Annotated in this window: 19 protein-coding genes and 1 tRNA gene; 7 read left to right on the top strand and 13 right to left on the bottom strand. The window is 69.2% G+C overall.

The features are described from left to right. Nucleotides 1–70 precede the first annotated feature (70 nt). The 6 genes from pknB to OG574_RS24185 all read right to left on the bottom strand — a co-directional run bounded on the left by pknB (nt 71) and on the right by OG574_RS24185 (nt 8,280). A complete protein-coding gene (pknB, locus tag OG574_RS24210; RefSeq protein ID WP_326774922.1) occupies nt 71–2,065 on the bottom strand; it encodes a Stk1 family PASTA domain-containing Ser/Thr kinase in 1,995 nt (664 codons plus the stop codon). Nucleotides 2,066–2,236: 171 nt separating this feature from the next. Next, a complete protein-coding gene (locus tag OG574_RS24205) occupies nt 2,237–3,700 on the bottom strand; it encodes a peptidoglycan D,D-transpeptidase FtsI family protein (protein ID WP_326774921.1) in 1,464 nt (487 codons plus the stop codon). After that, nucleotides 3,697–5,136 carry an FtsW/RodA/SpoVE family cell cycle protein gene (locus tag OG574_RS24200; RefSeq protein WP_326774920.1) on the bottom strand — a complete coding sequence of 480 codons (1,440 nt, stop codon included), beginning with the start codon at nt 5,134–5,136 and terminating at the stop codon, nt 3,697–3,699. Before OG574_RS24200 ends, OG574_RS24205 begins: the two co-directional genes overlap by 4 nt. 26 nt (nt 5,137–5,162) lie before the next feature. Beyond that, entirely contained in the window at nt 5,163–6,725 is a 1,563-nt protein-coding gene (locus OG574_RS24195; protein ID WP_326774919.1) for a Stp1/IreP family PP2C-type Ser/Thr phosphatase, read from the bottom strand. 117 nt (nt 6,726–6,842) lie between these two features. Beyond that, the gene (locus OG574_RS24190) at nt 6,843–7,373 is read right to left on the bottom strand and encodes an FHA domain-containing protein FhaB/FipA (protein ID WP_100597256.1); all 531 of its coding nucleotides are present in this window, start codon (nt 7,371–7,373) and stop codon (nt 6,843–6,845) included. Nucleotides 7,374–7,383: 10 nt separating this feature from the next. Beyond that, a complete protein-coding gene (locus OG574_RS24185) occupies nt 7,384–8,280 on the bottom strand; it encodes a DUF3662 and FHA domain-containing protein (RefSeq protein WP_326774918.1) in 897 nt (298 codons plus the stop codon). 545 nt (nt 8,281–8,825) lie between these two features. Between OG574_RS24185 and OG574_RS24180 the strand changes: the two genes are divergently transcribed. Next, nucleotides 8,826–8,909: transfer RNA gene (locus OG574_RS24180), tRNA-Leu, on the top strand. 180 nt (nt 8,910–9,089) lie between these two features. On the opposite strand, the gene OG574_RS24175 is transcribed toward OG574_RS24180, so the two are convergent. Next, on the bottom strand, nt 9,090–9,749 hold the full coding sequence (locus OG574_RS24175; protein WP_326774917.1) for an FMN-dependent NADH-azoreductase: 660 nt from the start codon (nt 9,747–9,749) through the stop codon (nt 9,090–9,092). A 134-nt stretch (nt 9,750–9,883) separates the two neighbouring features. On the opposite strand from OG574_RS24175, the gene OG574_RS24170 reads away from it, so the two are divergent. The 4 genes from OG574_RS24170 (at nt 9,884) to OG574_RS24155 (ending at nt 13,649) form a co-directional block, all read left to right on the top strand. Continuing rightward, on the top strand, nt 9,884–10,261 hold the full coding sequence (locus OG574_RS24170; protein ID WP_100597261.1) for a winged helix-turn-helix transcriptional regulator: 378 nt from the start codon (nt 9,884–9,886) through the stop codon (nt 10,259–10,261). Between the two features lie 168 nt (nt 10,262–10,429). Then, complete coding sequence (locus tag OG574_RS24165; protein ID WP_326774916.1) at nt 10,430–11,863, top strand: DUF2252 domain-containing protein; 1,434 nt, start codon at nt 10,430–10,432, stop codon at nt 11,861–11,863. 291 nt (nt 11,864–12,154) lie between these two features. After that, nucleotides 12,155–13,021, top strand: a complete 867-nt coding sequence (locus OG574_RS24160) for a hypothetical protein (RefSeq protein ID WP_326774915.1) — start codon at nt 12,155–12,157, stop codon at nt 13,019–13,021. Nucleotides 13,022–13,319: 298 nt separating this feature from the next. Beyond that, nucleotides 13,320–13,649 (top strand): rhodanese-like domain-containing protein, encoded by a 330-nt coding sequence (locus tag OG574_RS24155; RefSeq protein ID WP_326778598.1) that lies wholly within the window; start codon nt 13,320–13,322, stop codon nt 13,647–13,649. An 8-nt stretch (nt 13,650–13,657) separates the two neighbouring features. Here OG574_RS24155 and OG574_RS24150 read toward each other — a convergent pair whose 3' ends face one another. From OG574_RS24150 to paaA, 6 genes are all read right to left on the bottom strand, one after another. After that, the gene (locus OG574_RS24150) at nt 13,658–14,797 is read right to left on the bottom strand and encodes an acyl-CoA dehydrogenase family protein (RefSeq protein WP_326774914.1); all 1,140 of its coding nucleotides are present in this window, start codon (nt 14,795–14,797) and stop codon (nt 13,658–13,660) included. Nucleotides 14,798–15,003: 206 nt separating this feature from the next. After that, nucleotides 15,004–16,062 (bottom strand): 2Fe-2S iron-sulfur cluster-binding protein, encoded by a 1,059-nt coding sequence (locus tag OG574_RS24145; RefSeq protein ID WP_326774913.1) that lies wholly within the window; start codon nt 16,060–16,062, stop codon nt 15,004–15,006. Continuing rightward, on the bottom strand, nt 16,062–16,688 hold the full coding sequence (gene paaD, locus OG574_RS24140) for a 1,2-phenylacetyl-CoA epoxidase subunit PaaD (protein ID WP_326774912.1): 627 nt from the start codon (nt 16,686–16,688) through the stop codon (nt 16,062–16,064). Before paaD ends, OG574_RS24145 begins: the two co-directional genes overlap by 1 nt. After that, nucleotides 16,682–17,428, bottom strand: coding sequence for a 1,2-phenylacetyl-CoA epoxidase subunit PaaC (gene paaC, locus OG574_RS24135; RefSeq protein ID WP_326774911.1), 747 nt, complete (start codon nt 17,426–17,428; stop codon nt 16,682–16,684). The genes paaD and paaC overlap by 7 nt, the downstream gene beginning before the upstream one ends. Then, nucleotides 17,425–17,715, bottom strand: coding sequence for a 1,2-phenylacetyl-CoA epoxidase subunit PaaB (gene paaB / locus OG574_RS24130; protein WP_227296143.1), 291 nt, complete (start codon nt 17,713–17,715; stop codon nt 17,425–17,427). The genes paaC and paaB overlap by 4 nt, the downstream gene beginning before the upstream one ends. Continuing rightward, nucleotides 17,712–18,776, bottom strand: a complete 1,065-nt coding sequence (paaA, locus tag OG574_RS24125; protein WP_100596509.1) for a 1,2-phenylacetyl-CoA epoxidase subunit PaaA — start codon at nt 18,774–18,776, stop codon at nt 17,712–17,714. The genes paaB and paaA overlap by 4 nt, the downstream gene beginning before the upstream one ends. Nucleotides 18,777–19,039: 263 nt before the next feature. Here paaA and OG574_RS24120 point away from each other — a divergent pair, with 263 nt between their 5' ends. Together OG574_RS24120 and OG574_RS24115 are read left to right on the top strand one after the other, a co-directional pair. After that, nucleotides 19,040–20,017 carry a DUF5819 family protein gene (locus OG574_RS24120; RefSeq protein WP_326774910.1) on the top strand — a complete coding sequence of 326 codons (978 nt, stop codon included), beginning with the start codon at nt 19,040–19,042 and terminating at the stop codon, nt 20,015–20,017. Next, the gene (locus tag OG574_RS24115) at nt 20,014–21,213 is read left to right on the top strand and encodes an HTTM domain-containing protein (RefSeq protein WP_326774909.1); all 1,200 of its coding nucleotides are present in this window, start codon (nt 20,014–20,016) and stop codon (nt 21,211–21,213) included. Before OG574_RS24120 ends, OG574_RS24115 begins: the two co-directional genes overlap by 4 nt. Nucleotides 21,214–21,235 lie beyond the last annotated feature (22 nt).

Here is a 21,235-nt window from a genome sequence, read left to right as displayed (position 1 = left end):
GAATCACCGCACGAAAGAACCCCGGCGCCGCCTGTGCGGTGCCGGGGTTCCTTCATGACATGGAGGGCGCCTACTGGCGGCCGGTGACGCCTCCGAAGATCCCGCCGCCGTTGTCCCCGCCGCCGTTCTGGCCGGGCGGGGTGGTGAGCAGGGTGACCGTGTCGCCCTTGTTCACCGGCGAGTTGGGGCCGGGCTGGCTGGTCACGACCGTGGCGTTCGGGTCGTTGGACGAGCCGGGCGACAGAGCCGGGACGAGACCGAGGTCCGTCAGCTGCTTCTGTACGTCCTTCAGCTTCTTGCCGGCGATGTCACCGGGCACCGTGATCTGCTGGGCCGCCTTGGCGACCTTCAGGGTGACCGTGGAGCCGGGCTCGGCCGTGGAGCCCGCCACGAGGCTCTGCGAGAACACCTTGCCGGCCTCGGCCGTCGCGTTCTCCTCCTCGGTGCAGGTGCCCTTGAGGTTGTTGGCCTCGAGCTGTGCCTTCGCCTCGTCGCACGTCTTGTTGGAGACGTCCGGGACGGTGGAGACTGTCTTTTTCTTGGCGACGGTCAGGGTGATGGTGCTCCCCTTCTGCACTTCCTTGCCGAAGACCGGGTCCTGGTCGAGGACCGTGCCCGCTTTGGCGCTGGACTCCTTCGGCTCGGTCTTGACCACGAACTGGTAGTCGTCGCTCTCGAGCTTCGCCGTCGCGTCGTCGACGTTGTCGTCGATGACGTTCGGCACCGCGACCTTCGGCGCCCCGGTCGACACCGTCACCGTGATGGTGTCGCCCTTCTTGACGTCGGCCCCCGCGGCCGGGCTCTGCGTGCAGATCTGGCCCTTGGGGAACTTGTCGCAGGGCTCCTTCTTCGAGGCGTCGAGCTTGAGGTGCGTGTTGTTGGCGGCGAGCCTGGCATCGGGGACCGTCTTGCCGACGAACTTGGGCGCCGCGAACGGTGCGTCGCTCCCGCTCCCGCTGGTGAACCACTTGCCGATCAGGATCGCGCCGACCAGGACGAGGATGCCCGCGAGGACGAGCAGGATCGTCGACGTACGGCTCTTGCCCTGGTTCTGACGGCGCCGGTCGGGGCGCTCGTCGTAGCCGTAGCCGCCGTCGTCCGGGCTGACCGGAGGCAGCATCGACGTCTGGCCGCCGCCGTTCTGCGGGTGCAGCATCGCCGTCTGCTGGTCGTCCGGGTGGCCGCCGTAGCCGACCGCGCCCATCGCCGCGGTCGCCGCGACCGGCTGCCCGTCGAGGCACGCTTCGATGTCGGCGCGCATCTCGTCCGCCGACTGGTAGCGGTAGTCCGGGTCCTTGGTGAGGGCCTTGAGGACGATCGCGTCCATCTCGGGGGTGATCTCGGAGTCGAAGACGCTCGGCGGCTGCGGCTCCTCGCGCACGTGCTGGTACGCGACCGCGACCGGGGAGTCGCCCACGAACGGCGGCCGCACGGTCAGCAGCTCGTAGAGGAGACAGCCCGTCGAATAAAGGTCGGACCGCGCGTCGACCTGCTCGCCCTTGGCCTGCTCCGGGGAGAGGTACTGGGCGGTGCCGATCACGGCCGACGTCTGCGTCATCGTCATGCCGGAGTCGCCCATGGCGCGGGCGATGCCGAAGTCCATCACCTTGACCTGGCCGGTCCTCGTCAGCATGACGTTGGCCGGCTTGATGTCACGGTGGACGATTCCCGCGCGGTGCGAGTACTCGAGCGCCTGGAGGATGCCGATCGTCATCTCCATGGCACGCTCGGGCAGCAGCTTGCGCCCGGAGTGCAGCAGCTCACGCAGCGTGGACCCGTCGACGTACTCCATCACGATGTACGGGATGGAGGTCCCGTCGATGTAGTCCTCACCGGTGTCGTACACGGCGACGATCGCGGGATGGTTGAGCGAGGCGGCCGACTGGGCCTCCCGGCGGAACCGGGCCTGGAACGACGGGTCGCGCGCGAGATCCGCGCGTAGCGTCTTCACCGCCACGGTGCGACCGAGCCGGGTGTCATGGGCGAGATAGACCTCCGCCATGCCACCACGGCCGAGCACCTGGCCCAGCTCGTACCGGCCGCCGAGGCGACGCGGCTCTTCCATGGTTACCTACCAGCCCTCTCCGTCGGTCCCGACCGTCACCCGTGCGGGGTCGGGCGGTGTGCTGTCCGGGCATACCGTACCCGGCCTGTCGTGCCTGACCTGCCTGGAGCCGTCACCCGATACAGGACCGGTATCGCAACGTGCACCGTTGTGAAGGAGTCGTGATCGGAGTCACTTCTTGGCGAGCACCGCTTCCATCACGCTCTTGGCGATCGGCGCTGCCAGACCGCCACCGGAGATGTCGTCACGGTTCGCGCTGCCGTCCTCGACGACCACGGCCACGGCGACCGGCGAGCTGCCGTCCTTGGCCTTCGCGTACGACAGGAACCACGCGTACGGCTTCTCGCTGTTGTTGAGGCCGTGCTGGGCGGTACCCGTCTTTCCGCCGACGGTATAGCCGGGGATCTGCGCGTTCGTACCGGTGCCTTCGCTGACGACCGTCTCCATCATCGACTGAAGGATCTGGGCGTTCTTCTCCGACAGCGGCCGGCTCATCTCCTTCGGCGTGTGGTGCTCGATCGTGTCGAGGTTCGGCGCCTGGAGCTCGCTGACCATGTACGGCTCCATGAGCTTGCCGTCATTGGCGACCGCGGAGGCCACCATGGCCATCTGCAGCGGCGTCGCCGCGGTGTTGTACTGACCGATCGACGAGAGCGCCGTCTGCGACTTGTTCATGTTCTTGGAGAACACGGACGCGTTCGAACGGACCGGGGTGAACTGCTCCTTGTTGAAGCCGAACTTCTCCGCCGTCTCCAGCATCTTGTCGTTGCCGAGGTCGGCGCCGACCTTGCCGAAGACGGTGTTGCAGGAGTAGCGCAGCGCCACCCGCAGCGTCGCGTCCTCGCAGGGGATGTTGCCCTCGTTCTTCAGCGGCGTCGTGGTGCCGGGCATGATCCACGGCAGCGGGGTGTCGGTCTTCTCGTCGGCGCCGTTGTAGAGGTTGTGCTCCAGCGCGGCCGCGGCGGTAACGATCTTGAAGGTCGAGCCGGGCGGGTACGTCTCGCGCAGCGCGCGGTTCGTGAGCGGCTTGTCCTTGTTCTTGTCGAGCTTGCCGAAGGTGTCGCCGTCCTTCTGCAGGATCCCGGCGAACGACGACGGGTCGTACGACGGCGTCGACGCCATCGCGAGGATCGCACCGGTCTTCGGGTCGATCGCGACGGCGGCACCCTTGCCACGGTTCTTCAGACCGTCGTACGCGGCCTTCTGCGCGGCGGCGTTGAGGGTGGTGACGACGTTGCCACCCTCCTTCTTCTTGCCGGTGATCATGTCGAGGGTGCGGCGGAAGAACAGCCGGTCGTCGTTGCCGGTGAGGATGCCGTCCTCGATGGACTCGATCTGGCTCGCGCCGACCAGCTGCGAGGCGTACCCGGTGACCGGCGACCACATGGGCCCGTCCTTCCAGGTCCGCTTGTATTTGAGGTCGGTGCCGTCCGTCGCCACGGAACCCGTGATCGACTTGCCGTCGACGATGATGTCGCCGCGCGGCTGTGCGTACCGCTCGATGGCGACGCGCGGGTTCTGCTTGTCGGACTGCAGCTTGTCGGCCTGGGCGTACTGGAGCCAGTTGTCGCGGATCAGCAGAGCGAGGACGAGGAGCCCGCAGAAGATCGCGATCCGGCGCAGGGGCTTGTTCACGGTCGGACCACCTGGGTCATCTCGGCGTCGGGGCTGGGGGCGGGGGCCGGCGCCGGGCGGCGCGCGGTATCGCTGATACGGATCAGGATGCCGATCAGTGCCCAGTTCGCGATCACGGAGGAACCGCCGTACGCGAGGAACGGCATGGTCATACCGGTCAGCGGGATGAGACCCATGACACCGCCGGCGACGACGAACACCTGGATCGCGAACGCGCCGGACAGACCCGCCGCGAGCAGCTTGCCGAACGGGTCGCGGGCCGCGAGAGCCGTACGCAGACCGCGCTCCGCGATCAGCCCGTACATCAGCAGGATCGCCATGATGCCCGCGAGGCCGAGCTCCTCGCCGAACGTGGCGAGGACGAAGTCGGAGTTCGCGGCGAACTTGATCAGGTCGGAGTGGCCCTGGCCGAGGCCCGTGCCGAGTACGCCACCGGAGCCGAACGCCCACAGCGCCTGCATCGCCTGCTCGGAGTGACCGCCGACGCCCTGCCTGCTGAGCATGTACTCGTGCATCGGGTCGAGCCACGCCTGGACACGGCTCTGCACGTGCGGCTCGAACGAGGCGACACCGACCGCGCCGACCGCCGACATCAGCAGACCGAACACGATCCAGCTGGTGCGCTCCGTGGCGACGTACAGCATCACGACGAACATGCCGAAGAACAGCAGCGACGTACCGAGGTCCGTCTCGAAGACCAGGATGAGGATCGACATCACCCAGACGACGATGATCGGTCCGAGGTCACGGCCACGCGGCAGATACAGGCCCATGAAGCGGCGGCTGGCCAGCGCGAGCGCGTCCCGCTTCACCATCAGGTAGCCCGCGAAGAACACCGCGATGACGATCTTCGCGAACTCACCGGGCTGGATGGAGAACCCGCCGATGCTGATCCAGATCTTCGCGCCGAACACGTTCATGCCGAGACCCGGCACGAGCGGCAGCAGCAGCAGGATCAGCGCGCCCACCATGGAGATGTACGTGTAGCGCTGCAGGATGCGGTGATCCTTGAGCAGCATGAGCACGCCCACGAACAGGGCGATGCCGATCGCGGAGTACATCAGCTGGTTCGGCGCGTCCGGGCTGAACGACCCGTACTGCGACTTGGCCAGCTGCTGCAGGCGCTCCGACTGGTCCAGGCGCCAGATGATGACCAGACCCATGCCGTTGAGCAGGGTCGCGATCGGCAGGAGCAGCGGATCGGCGTACGGCGCGAACCGGCGTACGACGATGTGCGCGACGCCCGCGAGCAGGCCGAGGCCGAGGCCGTAGCCCAGGAGCCCGGCGGGCAGCGAGCCGTCGATCGCCAGCCCCACGTTCGCGTACGCGAAAACAGGGATGACGACGGCGAACGCGAGAAGCGCGAGCTCGGTGTTGCGCCGGCTCGGCGCACCGATCGCGCCGATGGTCGACGTGTGTGTAGTGCTACTGCTCATGGCGTGCAAAGGCCCCCAACGGCTGCTTACTGCTTACCGCACAGCGGGACCAGCTTCTGCTCATCCTCCGAGAGGCTGGGGCCAGGTGTGGGCGTCGGTGCGGTCTTGGACTTGGCCGTTCCGGACGGCGTGGGTGTCGGACTCGGCGCTGTCTTCGCCGAGGTGCGCGACGTGGTGAAAGACGTCTTGGTGGCGCCCGTGGTGCCACCCGCCTCGCCCTCGCCGGTCTTCGCGTTCTGCTCGTTCTCCGCCTGACGGCGCTCGGCGTCCTTCCTGCAGGCCGAGGCCTGCAGCGACAGCTCGCCGATCTTGTCCTTGGCGTCACCGAAGCTGCCCTCGGTGATCGTCGCCTCGACCTGCTTGCGCTGGTAGGGCGGCAGGTACTTGAGTTCGATCTCGGGGTGGTCCTTCTCGACCTTCGACAGACTCACCCACGCCAGGTCCTGGCTGATGCCGCGGTACAGCGCGACATGCGACTCGTTCGAACCGACGTAGTACTGCGTCTGCGTCCAGCGGTAGCCGCCGTACAGGCCACCGCCCACGACGGCCAGCGCCAGGGCGATGAAGAAGGATCTCTTGAGCCACTTACGGCCGCGCCGCGGCTTGACGAAGTCGTCGTCCCCGTACGAGCCGAAGCTTCCCTCGGGGGCGTAACCGGCCGCGTCGCCGCTGCCGGGCGGGCCGAACTCGCCACCGCCGCCGCCCTGCCCGGGCACCGGCCTGCCGGACCCGCGGCCGAGCTCCGACGCACGGCCCGCGGGGGTCTGCATCGCCCCGCCGTCGTGCAGCTGGTGCTGCTGGTTCTCGGCGACCGCGCCCACGATGACCGGCGCGTCGGACAGCTGACCGGCGAGCGTGTCACCGCTGTCGATGTCCAGGACGTCCGCCACGATCACCGTGATGTTGTCCGGGCCACCGCCGCGCAGCGCCAGCTGGATCAGGTCCTGCACGGTCTCCTGCGGGCCCTGGTAGCTGGCGAGGGTCTCCTCCATCGTCTGGTGGGAGACCACGCCGGACAGGCCGTCGGAGCAGATCAAGTACCGGTCGCCGGCCCGAACTTCGCGGATGGAGAGGTCGGGCTCGACGTGATCGCCACTGCCCAGCGCGCGCATGAGGAGGGACCTCTGCGGGTGAGTGGTGGCTTCCTCTTCCGTGATGCGGCCCTCGTCGACGAGGCGCTGCACCCAGGTGTGGTCCTGCGTGATCTGCGTCAGCACACCGTCGCGCAGCAGATACGCGCGCGAGTCGCCGACGTGCACGAGACCGAGGCGCTGACCCGTCCACAGCAGAGCGGTCAGGGTCGTCCCCATGCCTTCCAGCTGGGGGTCCTCCTCGACCATCATCCGCAGCTGGTCGTTGGCCCGCTGCACGGCCGTGCCGAGCGACGTGAGGATGTCGGAGCCGGGAACGTCGTCGTCGAGCGCGACGATCGTCGAGATCACCTCCGACGAGGCGACCTCACCGGCGGCCTGACCGCCCATGCCGTCGGCGATCGCGAGAAGGCGCGGACCGGCGTAGCCCGAGTCCTCGTTCCCCTCGCGGATCATGCCTTTGTGCGATCCGGCGGCGAAGCGCAGTGACAGACTCATGCGCACCTCGCCCGTCGGCTCCGGGTACATCCGCACGGTGCCCACCCTCCGGTCGGGAGCGCGCTCAGGTCTTGGGTGACCGCGTCGGCTCGCTCGCTCCGCTCGCTCATTGTCGTACTACTTCCGCAGCTCGATGACGGTCTTGCCGATGCGGATCGGCGCGCCGAGCGGAATCGGTTGCGGGGTGGTCAGCCGGGCCCGGTCGAGATAGGTGCCGTTGGTGGACCCGAGGTCCTCCACGATCCACTGTCCGTCCCGGTCCGGGTAGATCCTGGCATGCTTGCTCGACGCGTAGTCGTCGTCGAGAACGATCGTCGAATCGTGCGCACGGCCCAGCGTGATGGTCTGGCCCTGCAGCGCCACCGTGGTGCCCGTGAGGGTGCCCTCGGAGACGACGAGTTTCGTGGGGGCGCCGCGGCGCTGCCGCCCGCCGCCTCCACCGCTGTTCTGCTGCTGGGCGCGCTGCTGCGGCGGCGCGGCCTGGCGGGCCGCGGCCTGCTGTTGGCGCCCGCTGTCACGACGCGACCCGCGCTGGGTGACGCGCGTGCCGAACAGGTCGCTACGGATGACCTGGACGGCCACGATCACGAACAGCCACAGAACGGCCAGGAAACCCAACCGCATGACCGTAAGGGTCAGCTCTGACATTGCCCCCGCTTCACCCTTCGGCTTGCCGGTAAATGATGGTGGTACTGCCCACGACGATCCGCGAGCCGTCGCGGAGCGTAGCGCGGGTGGTGTGCTGCCCGTCCACCACGATGCCGTTGGTGGACCCGAGATCCTGGATCGTCGAGGGCGTTCCGGTCCGAATCTCACAGTGCCGGCGAGAGACGCCGGGGTCGTCGATCCGCACATCGGCTTCGGTGCTGCGGCCGAGGACCAGCGTGGGGCGCGAGATCTGATGGCGTGTGCCATTGATCTCGATCCAGTGACGCACCTGTGCGCCGGGCAGCGGTCCTGCCTGATTACGCGGCCGGGCTCCCGCCGGGGCCTGCGTAGGGCGGCCCGGAGGCGGCCCCGCGGGCATCGGCGGCGCGCTGGCCGGCGGCTGGCCGTACCCCCCGGCAGCGTTTGCCGCCGGCGGATAGCCGTAGCCTCCGCCCGCCGCCGGGGGCGCCGAAGCGGGACCCCGGCCGGGCTGCGGCGGCTGCTGGGAGGGCTGGGACTGCTGCTGGTTGGTGCTCGACGCGAGCGTGCGGCTGCGTACCCGGTACAGACCCGTGTCCAGGTCGTCCGCCTTCTCCAGGTGGACCTTGATCGGTCCCATGAAGGTGTAGCGCTGCTGCTTCGCGTAGTCGCGCACCATGCCGGACAGCTCGTCGCCGAGCTGCCCCGAGTAGGGGCTGAGGCGCTCGAAGTCCGGCGCGCTCAGCTCCACGATGAAGTCGTTGGGGACGACGGTCCGCTCGCGGTTCCAGATCGTCGCGTTGTTGTCGCACTCGCGCTGGAGGGCGCCGGCGATCTCGACGGGCTGGACCTCGGACTTGAACACCTTGGCGAAGGTGCCGTTGACCAGACCCTCGAGACGCTGCTCGAACTTCTTCAGGACTCCCATGGGGCACCTCCTCCTTCGTTTTCGTCCTGGTACTGCTTACTGATCGTATCCACGCGCCGGGAAATCGGCTGGTTCCCCCTGTCAGCCCGGTCGATGAGTGTCGACCCTCACAGCTGGATCGTAGAGGGGGTCCCTGGACAGTGTCCCGCACGCGGCGGTGGAGCCGGGAGGGGACGGGGAAGGTGAGACGGAGGGGAGGCTCGGGTCCGGGGCTGCGGGAGTGTGAATGTGTGCCTTTCGCTGCGTCGGCGGCGGGGCTTCGGGGCGGGTCCTCGGGGAGGGGCCCCGGGGTGGAGTGGATCTCTCCGGGGGCTTCGGACTGCTGGTGGAGTGCTGTCGGACTGTCGGCGAACTGTCGGCGAACTGTCGGCGGACCGCTGTCGGACTGCCGGCTGACTGCATCGGATGCGAGGTCAGCGGGGGTGGCCCTGCCCAGCAGGTGCCCGCGAAAACGGATGTGAATCCACCCTCGGCAGCGTGCTAATCTTCTGCATGTCGGAAGGCGCTCGCCCCCAAAGGGCGAGGGACCGGAAGGCACACCCAATGCGCGGGTGGCGGAATAGGCAGACGCGCTGGATTCAGGTTCCAGTGCCCGAAAGGGCGTGGGGGTTCAACTCCCCCCTCGCGCACAAGACGGAAGCCCCGCAGATCTCAGATCTGCGGGGCTTCTGCGTTTTCCGGATGTGAGCGGTCCTGTGGTGAGGACAATCACACTGATTGTTGAAGGGTCCCCGGCGTCGTACGGAACGGGTCGAACGGGAGCCGTACGGGACAGGGGACCCTCGGTGCCTTGGTGACGGTGCGGAGCGTCAGGCGGCGTCGGCCGAGAAGCGCGCGGCGAGCTCCTTGGCCCGGGCGTCAGCGTCTTCCAGGGCCTTGGCGCGGGACGCCTCGGCGAGCGGGATGAGCTCGCTCATCGCCGGAGTCGTGTGCGCCAGGGTCAGCTCGGGAACGATGAAGGCCACGTCCAGGCCGAGCATCGTGCCGAGAAGATCACGCAGGTAGTTCTGCACGTACTCGAAGGGCTCGCGCGGGGTGCCCGGCGCGTACGAGCCGCCACGGCTGGCGACGACCGTGACCGGCGTCCCCTTCGCGGACGGCGTCTCGCCGGCGGTGCGCCCCATGAGGATCACCTGGTCCAGCCATGCCTTCAGGGTCGACGGGATCGAGAAGTTGTACATAGGTGCGCCGATCAGCACCGCGTCCGCCTGCTCCAGCTCCTCGATGAGCTCCCGGCGCCCGGCGAAGGCTGCGGCCTGCTCCGGGCTGTGGGTGGCGGGATCGGCGAAACCGGCGGAGGCGCCGACCGTGTCCAGGTGCGGGACCGGGTTCACGGCCAGATCGCGGTAGATCACGGTGCCGTCGGGGTGCTGCTCCTCCCAGGTCTTGCGGAAGGCGTCGGCGACGGTGCGGGAAGCGGAGGCCGAGCCGGGCCAGACGGACGAGTCGATGTGAAGAAGGGTGGGCATTGCGGGTCTCCAAAGGTGCGGGGTGGTCGGGAAGCAGGTGGGTGGCTGAGTAGGTGCAGTTCCGTTCGGAGCTACCGTATGAACAGTAACTTACTTTTATTTAGTCCCCTACGGGAGGGCAGTACTCTGAAGGCATGGCGGGCAACGGGGAACACGAGAGCGGCTCCGTACGCGAGGCGGGGATCCACAACCCCGACGCGTGCAAGCGGGTCGACGGCGGCATCACCCGCGTCTTCGGCCTGCTCGGCAAGCGCTGGACGGGACTCGTGGTCTCCGTCCTCCTCCAGCACCCCGTTCACTTCGCCGACCTGCGCCGAGCCATCCCCGGCATCAGCGAGCGCATGCTCTCGGACCGCCTCACCGAACTCGGCGCCGCCGGCCTCGTCGTACGCGAGGTCGACGAAGGACCCCCGCTCCGCGTCGCGTACCGCCTGACCGAAGCGGGCGCCGCCCTCGAACCGGCGCTGAAGGAACTCGGGCTGTGGGCCGAGGCGTATCTGCCTGAGGGGTAGAGCGGCTGGCGAGGGAGGGCTGGGTGCGGGTTCCGCGCTCGGGTTCCCCGTTCCTGTTCCGCGCTCGTTTTCCACAGTCACGGGGTTATCCACAGGCTCTGACGGGTTTCGGCCGACGGCGGTACGGTCGTTGCCAGTTGATGTTCAGAGACGGGGGAGGCGGTCCGCGTGACCGAGCTCGACACTGCGGTGCCGGCGCAGCGTGAGGAACCGGCGGCCCGACGGCTGCCGGCCGTCGAGGGGTTCGCGGCGCGCCCCTCCTCCGGGTCACCCAAGCAGGAGGGCAAGGCCCTGCGCGACCGCGTACCGCGCTCCGCGCACGCGGCCCTCACTCTGCACCCCGCTCGCCCCGACGCCGTCAGGGCGGTCGAGGAGTCCAACCTCGGCCGGATCGAAGAGCTCACGCCCATACGCGTCGGCAGGATGGCGGCGACCCCGTTCGCATTCCTGCGCGGATCTGCCGGCCTCATGGCCCACGACCTCGCACAGACGCCCGTCACCGGCATCGGCGCCCAGATCTGCGGAGACGCCCACGCGGCGAACTTCGGCCTCTACGCCGACGCCCGCGGCGGCCTCGTCATCGACCTCAACGACTTCGACGAAACGGTGCACGGCCCCTGGGAATGGGACGTGAAGCGACTCGCCACTTCGCTCGTCCTCGCGGGCCGCGTAGCCGGAGCCGACGAGGACACGTGCCGGGAAGCCGCGCACTACGCGGTGGGCGCATACCGCCGCACCATGCGCCTGCTGGCCCGACTGCCCGCCCTCGACGCGTGGAACGCCATCGCCGACGAGGAACTCGTCTCCCATACCGACGCCCACGACCTCGTCGGCACGCTGGAGCGCGTCTCCGAGAAGGCGCGCAACAACACCAGTGGAAGATTCGCCGCCAAGTCCACCGAACTCGCCGAGGACGGCACCCGCCGCTTCGTCGACGCACCACCCGTACTGCGCCGCGTACCCGACGAGGAGGCGTCCGAGGTCGCTGCCTCCCTAGGTGACTACCTGCAGACACTCTCCGAAGACCGCCTGCCCCTGCTCGGCCGCTACGCGATCCAGGACGTCGCCTTCCGCGTCGTCGGCACGGGAAGCGTGGGCACGAGGTCGTACGTGGTGCTGCTCCTCGACCACCGGGGAGAGGCGCTCGTGCTCCAGGTGAAGGAAGCCCGCCCCTCCGCGCTGCTGCCGCACCTGCCCGCAGTCGGATTCGATACGCCGGCGGCCGCCCATGAGGGGCGGCGCGTGGTCCTCGGACAGAAGCGGATGCAGGTCGTCAGCGACATCCTGCTCGGCTGGACGACCGTGGCCGGACGACCCTTCCAGGTAAGGCAGTTCAGAAACCGCAAGGGAAGTGTCGACCCCGCGGCTCTCGCCGCCGACCAGATGGACGACTACGGCCGCATGACGGGCGCGCTCCTCGCCCGCGCACACGCACACAGCGCCGACCCTCGACTGATCGCTGGCTACTGCGGCAAGAACGAGGAACTGGACGAGGCCATCGCCCAGTTCGCGGTGACCTACGCGGACCGCACAGAACAGGACCACGCAGCCCTGGTCAAGGCTGTGCGGGAGGGGAGGGTGGGGGCTGAGGTGGGGGTTTGAGGTGGGGGTTTGAGGTGGGGGTTTGAGGTGGGGCGGTGAAGAGGGCTGGCCTTCGGGGGGCGGGGCTGGAGCTGGGGTTGGGCGTGTGGGCCGGTTGGGGTGGTGGGGTGAGTCGCCTTGGGGCTGATTCAGGGGGTGAGGGGGTCGGCTTGGGCTGGGTCCGGTTTTGGGGTGGGCTGAATTGAGTTGATCTGGGGTGGGGCGGGAGGGGGCGGGGGGAGGGGGAGCCCCCCAGAACCTTTGAAATCAGGCGTCGAGCAATGCAGCCCGGCCGTGCCCTAGGCTGGACGGGTGACGACCCCGGAAGCCGAGTCGACCCCGTCCGAGGCCCCTGCCGCTGAGCCGCAGGGGCAGCCGGTTGCTGAGGGGCGGCCCGAGGAGCGGCTTGAGCGGGCTGTGCTCGCCGCCGAGCAGGCCCTGATCGAGTACGAGATCGCGGTGGAGACGTTCCGGGTCGAGGTGGAGAACTTCTCTCGGCTGCATCACCAGAAACTCGGCCCCATGTATACGCGCCTGGACGAGCTCGAGGCGCAGATCGCCGAGGCGGTCGCCGCGCGGAGCGGGGATCCGGAGGACCGGCGTAAGGCGGACGAGGCCAGGGCGCGTGTGATGCCCATGCCCGCGGTCGAGGAACTGTTCGACCAGTGGATGGACGGGGACGGTCTCTCGCCGGAGGCCTCCGCCATGCTCACCGATCAGCCCGTGCGGCCGCCGCAGCGTGTGCGGCCGAGCGACGAGGCGCGCAAGCTCTACCGGGAACTCGTCCGCAAGGCGCACCCGGATCTGGCGCAGGACGAGAAGGACCGGGCGCGGCGCGACGAGTTCATCGTGCGGGTCAACGCGGCATACGGTCGCGGCGACGAGGCCTTGCTGCGGGAGCTGTCCGACGAGTGGGCCGCGGGGCCTGTGCCCGAGGCGCGCAAGCCCAGCCCGAGCGAGGAGCTGTACGAGCGGCTCGAGTGGCTGGCGCAGCGCAAGGAACTGCTGACGGCCGTTGCTCAGGAGCTGGAGGAGAGCGCGATCGGCGCGATGCTGCGGATGGCGCCGGACGACCCCGACCGGCTGCTCGAGGAGATCGCGGAGCAGCTGCTCGTGCAGGTCGCCGAGCGCGAGGCTGAGCTGGAGCGGCTGATGCGTGAGCAGGCTGCCGATAGCTGAGCGGGCCGGCGAGCACGCCGCTGGCGGTTGAGCGGTTGAGCGAGCAGGCTGCCGGCGGCTGAGCGAGCACGCTTGCTGCAGCTGGGCAGCTGGGCAGCTGGGCAGCTGGGCAGCTGGGCAGCTGGGCAGCTGGGCTGGCAGGCCAGCCGGTGGCTGGGTGGTTGCCCCCAGCCAGAGCGCCGTCGGTCCCACTCCGCGTTTCTGACGGCCGTCCGAGCCGCTGACCGCCCCAGTGCCTGGCGGGTCAGGCCTGCCGGCGGGGTCGGGTAGCGTCGGGGGTATGCATTTCGGATCTGGTGTGCCCACGGTTGATGTCGGCGAGCTCGTGGACGGGGACTTTCTCCTCGACGTCCGTGAGGACGATGAGTGGCAGGCGGGTCACGCCGAGGGTGCCTTGCACATTCCGATCAGTGAGTTCGTGGCGCGTTTCGGCGAGCTGACCGAGGCGGCTCCCCAGGACGGTCGGGTCAACGTGATCTGCCGGTCCGGCAGCCGTTCCGCGCAGGTGACGATGTACCTCGTGCAGCAGGGCATCGACGCGGTGAACGTAGACGGTGGCATGCAGGTGTGGGCCGCCGCGGGGCGTCCCGTCGTGGACGACAAGGGGCAGTCGGGCTTCGTTCTCTGACCCCTGGGTCAGCCGAGGGGATGGGCCGCCAGCAGGTCGCCGAGTGTCTCCTCGTGTGCGGCTGCCGGGCCGAGGGACAGTTCGAGCTGTTTGGCCCAGGCGTGGTAGCGGTGCAGCGGGTAGTCGGTGTCGGCGCCGAATCCTCCGTGCAGATGCTGTGCGGTCTGGACGACGCGTCGTACGCCTTCCGAGGCCCAGATCTTGGCGACCGCGATGTCACCTGCCGTGGGGAGTGCTCCGCCTGCCTGCGTGCTGATGCGCCAGGCGGCCTGCCAGAGGGTGGCCTCCATGGCGCGCAGGTCGATGTAACGGTCCGCGGCCTGGACCGCGACCGCTTGGAATGTGGCCACCGGGTAGCCGAACTGCTCGCGCTTACTGGTGTAGTCGCCGGTCATCTGCAGGACGCGCTCGCCGAGGCCCAGTGCCAGGGCGCAGGTTCCGGTGGTGAGGAGCTGGTGCAGCCGGTCCCAGGCCTCGTCGGTCTCGATGATCCGGTGGGGTTCGAGGCGCACGGAGTCGAGGTGGAGTTCGCCGAGGCGTTCGCCGGTCGTGGAGATCTGTTCGGCGACGGTGAGTCCTTCGTGCGGATGGGGCAGTACGGCGATGACGGAGCGGCCCTGTGGGGTGTGGGCGGGTACGGCGATGTGGTCGGCGTTGTGCGCCCAAGTCACGCCGGTTTGGGCGCCGTCGAGGATCCAGGTGTCGGTGTCCGTGTCGCGGCGTGCGCTGACGGCGAGTTGGGCCGGGTCGTGTCCGGTGCGGCCCGCGGAGGCGGCGGTGAGGACGAGTTCGCCGCGGGCTGCCCTGGGGAGGATCTGCTCCTTCAACTCGTCGCTGCCGTAGGTCTGTACGGTGACGGCGGCCGCGGTGTGCTCCAGGAGCGGGACTCGGGCGAGTGCCTTGGCGGATTCCCGTAGGACCAGGCAGAGCGCGATGGCGTCCAGGCCCGCGCCGCCGTGTTCGGGGGCGAGTAGGAGGCTGAGCAGGTCGGCGTCGGCGAGTTTCGACCACAGGGTGCGGTCGAAGTCGTCTGCGACCGCGCCGGGGGTGAGGGCCGGGCTCGGCACGCTGTCGGGCGCTACCGGGCCGAACACGGCCTTGGCCGCCTCGACGGACGCCTGCTGTTCTTCGGTGAAGGTGAAGTCCACTGCCCTGTCCCTCCGTGCACCGGTTCATCATGGCGACCCGCCAGGATCTGACGGTGCGTCAAGGTAGAACAAGTTCTACGAGAAGGGAATACGCGGAGGGAATACGCGGAGGGAATGGGAGGGCAGTGGTGCGGCTCGATCGGTCAGAGATCAGAGATCAGAGATCAGAGATCAGAGATCAGAGATCAGAGATCAGAGATCAGAGATCAGCGGTCGAAGTCCAGTTCCACCGTCTCCGTGGCCGGGTGGGACTGGCAGGCGAGTACGTAGCCGGCGTCGGTCTCCTCGGGTTCGAGTGCGAAGTTCCGGTCCATGCGCACCTCGCCCGAGACGAGGAACGCGCGGCAGGTCCCGCAGACGCCGCCCTTGCAGGCGTACGGAGCGTCGGGGCGGTTGCGCAGCACGGTCTCCAGGAGTGATTCGCCGTCGTCGACGGGCCAGGTGCCGGAACGGCCGTCGAGCTGGGCGGTGACCATGGAGTGCGCGAGGGTCGGCGCGGGGCGCGCGGGTGCCGCTCCGTCGTCGACGTGGAAGATCTCCTCGTGGATGCGGGCTCTTCGCACGCCGAGGGCGCGCAGTGTGCGCTCTGCTTCCTGTACGAGTCCGAAGGGGCCGCACAGGTACCAGCCGGCGATGTCGTCTACGGGGAGCAGCGCGGGCAGGAGGGTCGTCAGGCGCTCCTGGTCGAGGCGGCCGGAGTCGAGGCCGGCCTGCTGCTCCTCCCGGGAGAGGACCGTGACCAGCTGGAACCGGTCGGGATAGCGGTCCTTCAGGTCGGCCACCTCGTCCAGGAACATCGTCGAGGCGGCGGTGCGATCGCTGCGGATGAGGCAGAACCGGGCGTGCGGTTCGCGGGCGAGCAGGGTGGCCGCGATGGACAGGACCGGCGTGATGCCGCTGCCGCCGACCACGGCGGCGTAGAGACCGGGCGTGGGTTCGAGGATGAAGCGGCCGGCAGGGGTCATGACCTCAAGGGCGTCGCCGACGGCGATCTCCTTGAGGGCGTAGGTCGAGAAGGAGCCGCCTTCGACGAGGCGGACGCCGACGCGGAGCGTGCGGGGGCCTTCGGGGCCGGGTGCGGGTGAGCAGATCGAGTAGGTGCGTCGGATCTCGCTGTCGTCGGCCGGGCGGCGCAGGGCGAGGTGCTGGCCCGGTGCGTGGCGGAATGCCTCACGAAGGGATTCGGGGACCTCGAGGGTGAGGGCCACGGAGTCGTCGGTGAGCCGGTCGACCGCCGCTACGCGGAGCTGGTGGAAGCGGGCCATCACAACTCCTTGAAGTGGTCGAAGGGTTCGCGGCAGTCGAGGCAGCGCCGCAGGGCCTTGCAGGCGGTGGAGGAGAAGCGGCTCAGCAGTTCGGTGTCCGTGGATCCGCAGTGCGGGCAGGACAGGGGGGAGTCGCCGGCCTCGGGGGCGCCGAGGAGCGCGGCGGCGGCCGCGTCGCCAGCTGAGCGCGGGGGTGTGGTGGTGCGCGTGGGGCCGAGGGTGACGGTCACCGGTTCCTTGTCCTCCCGGACGGCGCGGGGTGGCGCTATGCCGAACTCCCGGAGCTTGCGGCGGCCCTCGTCCGTGATGTCGTCCGTGGTCCAGGCCGGTGCGAGCACCCGCCGGACGGTGACGTCCGGTATCCCGCGCTCGTGCAGGATGCGCTCGATGTCCGTGGACATGGCCTCGACGGCGGGGCAGCCGGTGTAGGTGGGGGTCAGTTCCACCTCGACGCTGCCCGGGGTGAGGCAGTGGACGGCGCGGAGCACGCCGAGCTCTTCCAGGGTGAGCACGGGCAGTTCGGGGTCGGGCACGGAGCCGGCGAGGCGGCGCAGCTCAGCTTCGAGCGGCGTCTCCGGTCGGTCGGCGGTGTCCTGGGGGGAGGCCTCGGGGGCTTTGGTCACCATGACGCCCCCGGGTGGCTGCGGTGGAGGTGCTGCATCTCGGCGAGCATCCGTCCGAACGGTTCCGTGTGAAGGCCCTGGCGTCCCGCTCCGGCGCTCCAGGCTCCGGTCCGCGGTCCCTCGGGGACGGTCAGGGTCGCCCGGTCCAGGATGGCAGTGACCGATGCGGTCCAACTGGCTTCCATCTCGGGCCAGTCGATGTCGATTCCGTCGACGGGCTGGAGCATCTCTCCGGTGTGACGCCAGAGTGCGTCGCAGGCCCGCTGCATCCGGTCGTGGCTGTCGGCGGTGCCGTCCCCGAGGCGTACGGTCCACTGCTCGGCGTGGTCCTGGTGGTACGCGACCTCCTTGACCGCCTTGGCGGCGAGGCCGGCGAGCGGTCCGTCGGTCGCGGCGAGGCGGCCGTACAGGAGGCGCTGGTACGTGGAGAAGTACAGCTGGCGGGCGATGGTGTGGGCGAAGTCGCCGTTGGGCTGTTCGACCAACTGGACGTTACGGAACGCGCGTTCCTCGCGCAGGTAGGCCAGCTCGTCCTCGTCGCCGACGAGGGAGAGCAGGACCCGGGCCTGGCCGAGGAGGTCAAGCGCGATGTTGGCCAGGGCGACTTCTTCTTCGAGGACCGGGGCGTGTCCGGCCCACTCCCCCAGGCGGTGCGACAGCACGAGCGCGTCGTCGCCCAGGGCGAGCGCCGCGGCAGCGGTGACGGTGCCGACGGACGAGTCGGGGTTCAGGGGCGTGGTCACAGGTGCTTCACCCCTTCCGGGATCTCGTAGAACGTCGGGTGCCGGTACGGCTTGTCGGCGGAGGGCTCGAAGAAGGGGTCTTTCTCGTCGGGCGAGGAGGCGGTGATCGAGGTGGACGGGACGACCCAGATCGAGACGCCTTCGCCGCGGCGGGTGTACAGATCGCGGGCGTTACGCAGGGCGAGCTCGGCGTCCGGCGCGTGCAGGCTTCCCGCGTGGGTGTGCGACAGCCCGCGCCGGGAGCGTACGAAGACCTCCCACAGCGGCCAGTCCTTCGCGTCGCTCATGCCGTCGCCTTCCCGTTCGCCCCGGAGTCTTGTGCCCCGGAGTGCTTCGCCTCGGAGTGTTTCGCCGCGTGGGCCGCGGCCGCTTCCCTGACCCAGGCGCCCTCGTCGTGCGCCTGCCTGCGCTGGGTGATCCGCTGTTCGTTGCACGGTCCGTTGCCCTTCAGGACCTCCCAGAACTCCGTCCAGTCAATGGCTCCGAAGTCGTGGTGCCCGCGCTCCTCGTTCCACACGAGGTCCGGGTCGGGGAGGGTGAGCCCGAGGGACTCGGCCTGCGGAACGCAGATGTCGACGAACCGCTGGCGCAGCTCGTCGTTCGAATGGCGCTTGATCTTCCATTCCATCGACTGCGCGGAGTGCGACGACTCGTCGTCCGGAGGGCCGAACATCATCAGGGACGGCCACCACCAGCGGTCGACGGCGTCCTGCGCCATCGCGTGCTGGGCCTCCGTGCCGCGGCTCAGGGCGAGGAGGAGCTCGTAGCCCTGGCGCTGATGGAAGGACTCCTCCTTGCAGATCCGCACCATGGCGCGCGCGTACGGCCCGTACGAGCAGCGGCACAGGGGGACCTGGTTCGTGATCGCGGCGCCGTCCACGAGCCAGCCGATGGCGCCGACGTCCGCCCAGGTCAGCGTCGGATAGTTGAAGATCGACGAGTACTTCTGGCGGCCGCTGTGCAGCTTGTCGAGGAGCTCGTCGCGGCCCGTGCCGAGCGTTTCGGCGGCGCTGTACAGGTACAGGCCGTGGCCGGCCTCGTCCTGGACCTTGGCCATCAGGATCGCCTTGCGCCGCAGCGAGGGGGCGCGCGTGATCCAGTTGGCCTCCGGCTGCATGCCGATGATCTCGGAGTGGGCGTGCTGCGCGATCTGGCGCACGAGCGTCGCGCGATAGGCGTCCGGCATCCAGTCGCGGGGCTCGATGCGCTCCTCCGCCGCGACGGCGGTGTCGAACGCTGTCTGGTACGCGGCGGTGCCCGAGGCTTGGCCCGAGGCGGTGCCGGTGGCGTCGGACGTGGCGTGGGCCGCCTGTGTCCGCGCCGCTTGGTGCGCAGCTGCTGTCGCCATCCCGGTCTCCCTCGACCTTGAGCGAATCTCCCGACCGATCGTTCGGTTCGTTGGATTCAATGGTGGGACGTGGCGCCGTAGGGTGTCAACCCTGCGAGGTCCGGCCTGTGGATAAGTCCCACTGCTGGTCCCATGGCTCTGTGCCTCGCGAGCGCGGCTGAGTACCGTGCCGGTGCGGCGGCGGGGGCGGGCCGCGGGGCGAGGAATCGGTTCGGCACAAGCGCGGACCGGAGGCATCGGGAAACTCGGGGAGACGGGGCGGCATGGACGCGTACGACAAGGGCTCGACCGCCCGGCGTTCCGACCTGGAGCCGCAGCCGGGGCCGGAGCCGGGCCCTTCGCGCAGTCCGGTGCCGAATCAGGTACCCGAGCCGAGCCGCGAGCCCGAGCCGAGCTACGAGTCCGACCCGAGCCACGAGCCCGAGCTGAGCCACGAGCCCGACCCGGATCCCGCGTCCCCACCCCTCGCGCCCCCGCCCGCAGCCGCCGCACCCCGTGTCGGACTGTCGGCCCTCTCCCTCCGCTACCAGATAGCCGCTGCCTGCGCGCTCGTCGTGATCGCTCTCGGGGCGTGTGTGCATGTCGCGATGGTGTTTCTGCACGTTTCGCCGCCCAACACCCTCTCCAAGGAGTACAGCGGGTCCGTCGACAGCTGGATCTATCCGGAGTTCGAGCAGAACTGGAAGCTGTTCGCGCCCAACCCGCTCCAGCAGAACATCGCCGTGCAGGCCCGCGCGGAGATCCGTACGGCCGACGGCGGCACGCGTACGACCGGCTGGTACGACCTGTCGGCACAGGACGGCGCCGACATCGACGGGAATCTGCTGCCCAGCCACACGCAGCAGAACGAGTTGCGCCGGGCCTGGGACTTCTATGTGTCCGCGCACGACAGTGAGAACCGCCCGAACGGTGTGCGCGGCCAGCTCTCCGAGCGCTACATCCGCCGCATCGTCGTCCTGCGGCTGTCCCACGATGACGGGCTGACGGCCGGCGGCAAGGCGGCCGCCGGCGAGAAGGCCACCATCGCCCGCGTCCAAGTCCGCTCGCGGACCACCAATGTGGTGCCGCCCCCGTGGAGTGACGAGAAAGTGGATTCCAAGCCTGTCTACCGGGAGGTTCCCTGGTGGACGGTGACGGTCGCGGACAGGGCACTCGCCAGCAACAGCAACAGCAAGAGCGAGAGCCGTAACGGCACCGGCACGCGCGCGCGTGCCGCCACCGACGGGACGGATGCCCGGTGAACCGCATAGACCGCATAGACCGGATCACCGGGTCCGCCCTCGGCCCCTACCAGACCGCCGTCATCCGGATCGGGTTCTCCGCGACCTGGCTGCTCTTCCTGCTGCGTGAGTTCCCCAACCGCCACGAGCTGTACGGGCCCGACGGGCCGTGGAGCTGGGACATGGCGCAGCAGCTCATCGCCGGCAACGGCGCCTTCACTGCTCTGATGTGGTCGGACGGCCGCGTCTGGTTCGAGATCGTCTACGCCGCCGCGGTCGTGACCAGTGCGCTGCTGATGCTGGGCTGGCGCACCCGGGCCATGTCCGTCCTGTTCATGATCGGCGTGCTCTCGCTGCAGAACCGCAGCATCTTCATGGGCGACGGCGGCGACAACGTCATCCACCTGATGTCGATCTACCTGGTGTTCACGCGGTGCGGGCAGGTCTGGTCGCTGGACGCGCGGCGAGCGGCACGCGCGCGTGAGCACTCCGCGCGCGAGAGCGACATCGGGCCGCCGGACCGGGTGGGGCCCGTGGTGTGGTGGCTCGCGGGGCTCGGGCTCTCCGCGATCACGTTCATGGGGGTCGTGAGCGGGGGCTGGCTGGTCGTGTTCTGGGGGCTGTGGGCCGTGCAGGGCCTGTGGTGGGCGGTGAACCGGAGGGACCCGTACAGCGAGCCCCGACTGCTGCTCGACGTGATCGCGAACCTCGCGCACAACGCCGCTCTTCTCGTGATCATGGCGGAGGCGTGTCTGATCTACGCGACCGCCGGCTGGTACAAGATCCAGGGCAGTCGGTGGCAGGACGGGACGGCGGTCTACTACCCGCTCCACCTGGACTACTTCTCGCCGTGGCCGGCCCTGGGCGACCTGCTCGCCTCGCACGGGCTGATGGTGATGCTCGTGTCGTACGGGACGGTCGCCGTGCAGGTCGCCTTCCCGTTCACGCTGTTCAACCGGCGCGTCAAGAACGTCCTGCTGGTCGCCATGATGTGCGAGCACGCGGCGATCGCCGTCCTGCTCGGGCTGCCGTTCTTCTCGCTTGCGATGATCGCCGCCGATGCCGTATTCCTGCCGACGTCGTTCCTGAAGCGGCTGGGCGGATGGGTGGCACGCGCGCGTGGAGGCTTGTTTTCCCGTACGGCCGGTGCTTCTACGGTGCCGGGGCCTCGCGCAGCCGAGAGCCCCGAACAGGCCCACGTAGGCTTCTCGCCATGAGCAGGGCGAACAGCGTGGACAG

The organism is Streptomyces sp. NBC_01445 (assembly GCF_035918235.1).
Classification (GTDB): Bacteria; Actinomycetota; Actinomycetes; order Streptomycetales; family Streptomycetaceae; genus Streptomyces.
This window is presented reverse-complemented; position numbering and strand designations above follow the sequence as displayed.

Bases quoted from the DNA above. Each gene is read 5' to 3' on its own strand.
- pknB (WP_326774922.1), bottom strand. From the start codon at position 2,065: ATGGAAGAGCCGCGTCGCCTCGGCGGCCGGTACGAGCTGGGCCAGGTG.
- OG574_RS24200 (WP_326774920.1), bottom strand. From the start codon at position 5,136: ATGAGCAGTAGCACTACACACACGTCGACCATCGGCGCGATCGGTGCG.
- OG574_RS24195 (WP_326774919.1), bottom strand. From the start codon at position 6,725: ATGAGTCTGTCACTGCGCTTCGCCGCCGGATCGCACAAAGGCATGATC.
- OG574_RS24190 (WP_100597256.1), bottom strand. From the start codon at position 7,373: ATGTCAGAGCTGACCCTTACGGTCATGCGGTTGGGTTTCCTGGCCGTT.
- OG574_RS24185 (WP_326774918.1), bottom strand. From the start codon at position 8,280: ATGGGAGTCCTGAAGAAGTTCGAGCAGCGTCTCGAGGGTCTGGTCAAC.
- OG574_RS24175 (WP_326774917.1), bottom strand. From the start codon at position 9,749: ATGCCCACCCTTCTTCACATCGACTCGTCCGTCTGGCCCGGCTCGGCC.
- OG574_RS24170 (WP_100597261.1), top strand. From the start codon at position 9,884: ATGGCGGGCAACGGGGAACACGAGAGCGGCTCCGTACGCGAGGCGGGG.
- OG574_RS24145 (WP_326774913.1), bottom strand. From the start codon at position 16,062: ATGGCCCGCTTCCACCAGCTCCGCGTAGCGGCGGTCGACCGGCTCACC.
- paaD (WP_326774912.1), bottom strand. From the start codon at position 16,688: ATGGTGACCAAAGCCCCCGAGGCCTCCCCCCAGGACACCGCCGACCGA.
- paaB (WP_227296143.1), bottom strand. From the start codon at position 17,715: ATGAGCGACGCGAAGGACTGGCCGCTGTGGGAGGTCTTCGTACGCTCC.
- paaA (WP_100596509.1), bottom strand. From the start codon at position 18,776: ATGGCGACAGCAGCTGCGCACCAAGCGGCGCGGACACAGGCGGCCCAC.
- OG574_RS24120 (WP_326774910.1), top strand. From the start codon at position 19,040: ATGGACGCGTACGACAAGGGCTCGACCGCCCGGCGTTCCGACCTGGAG.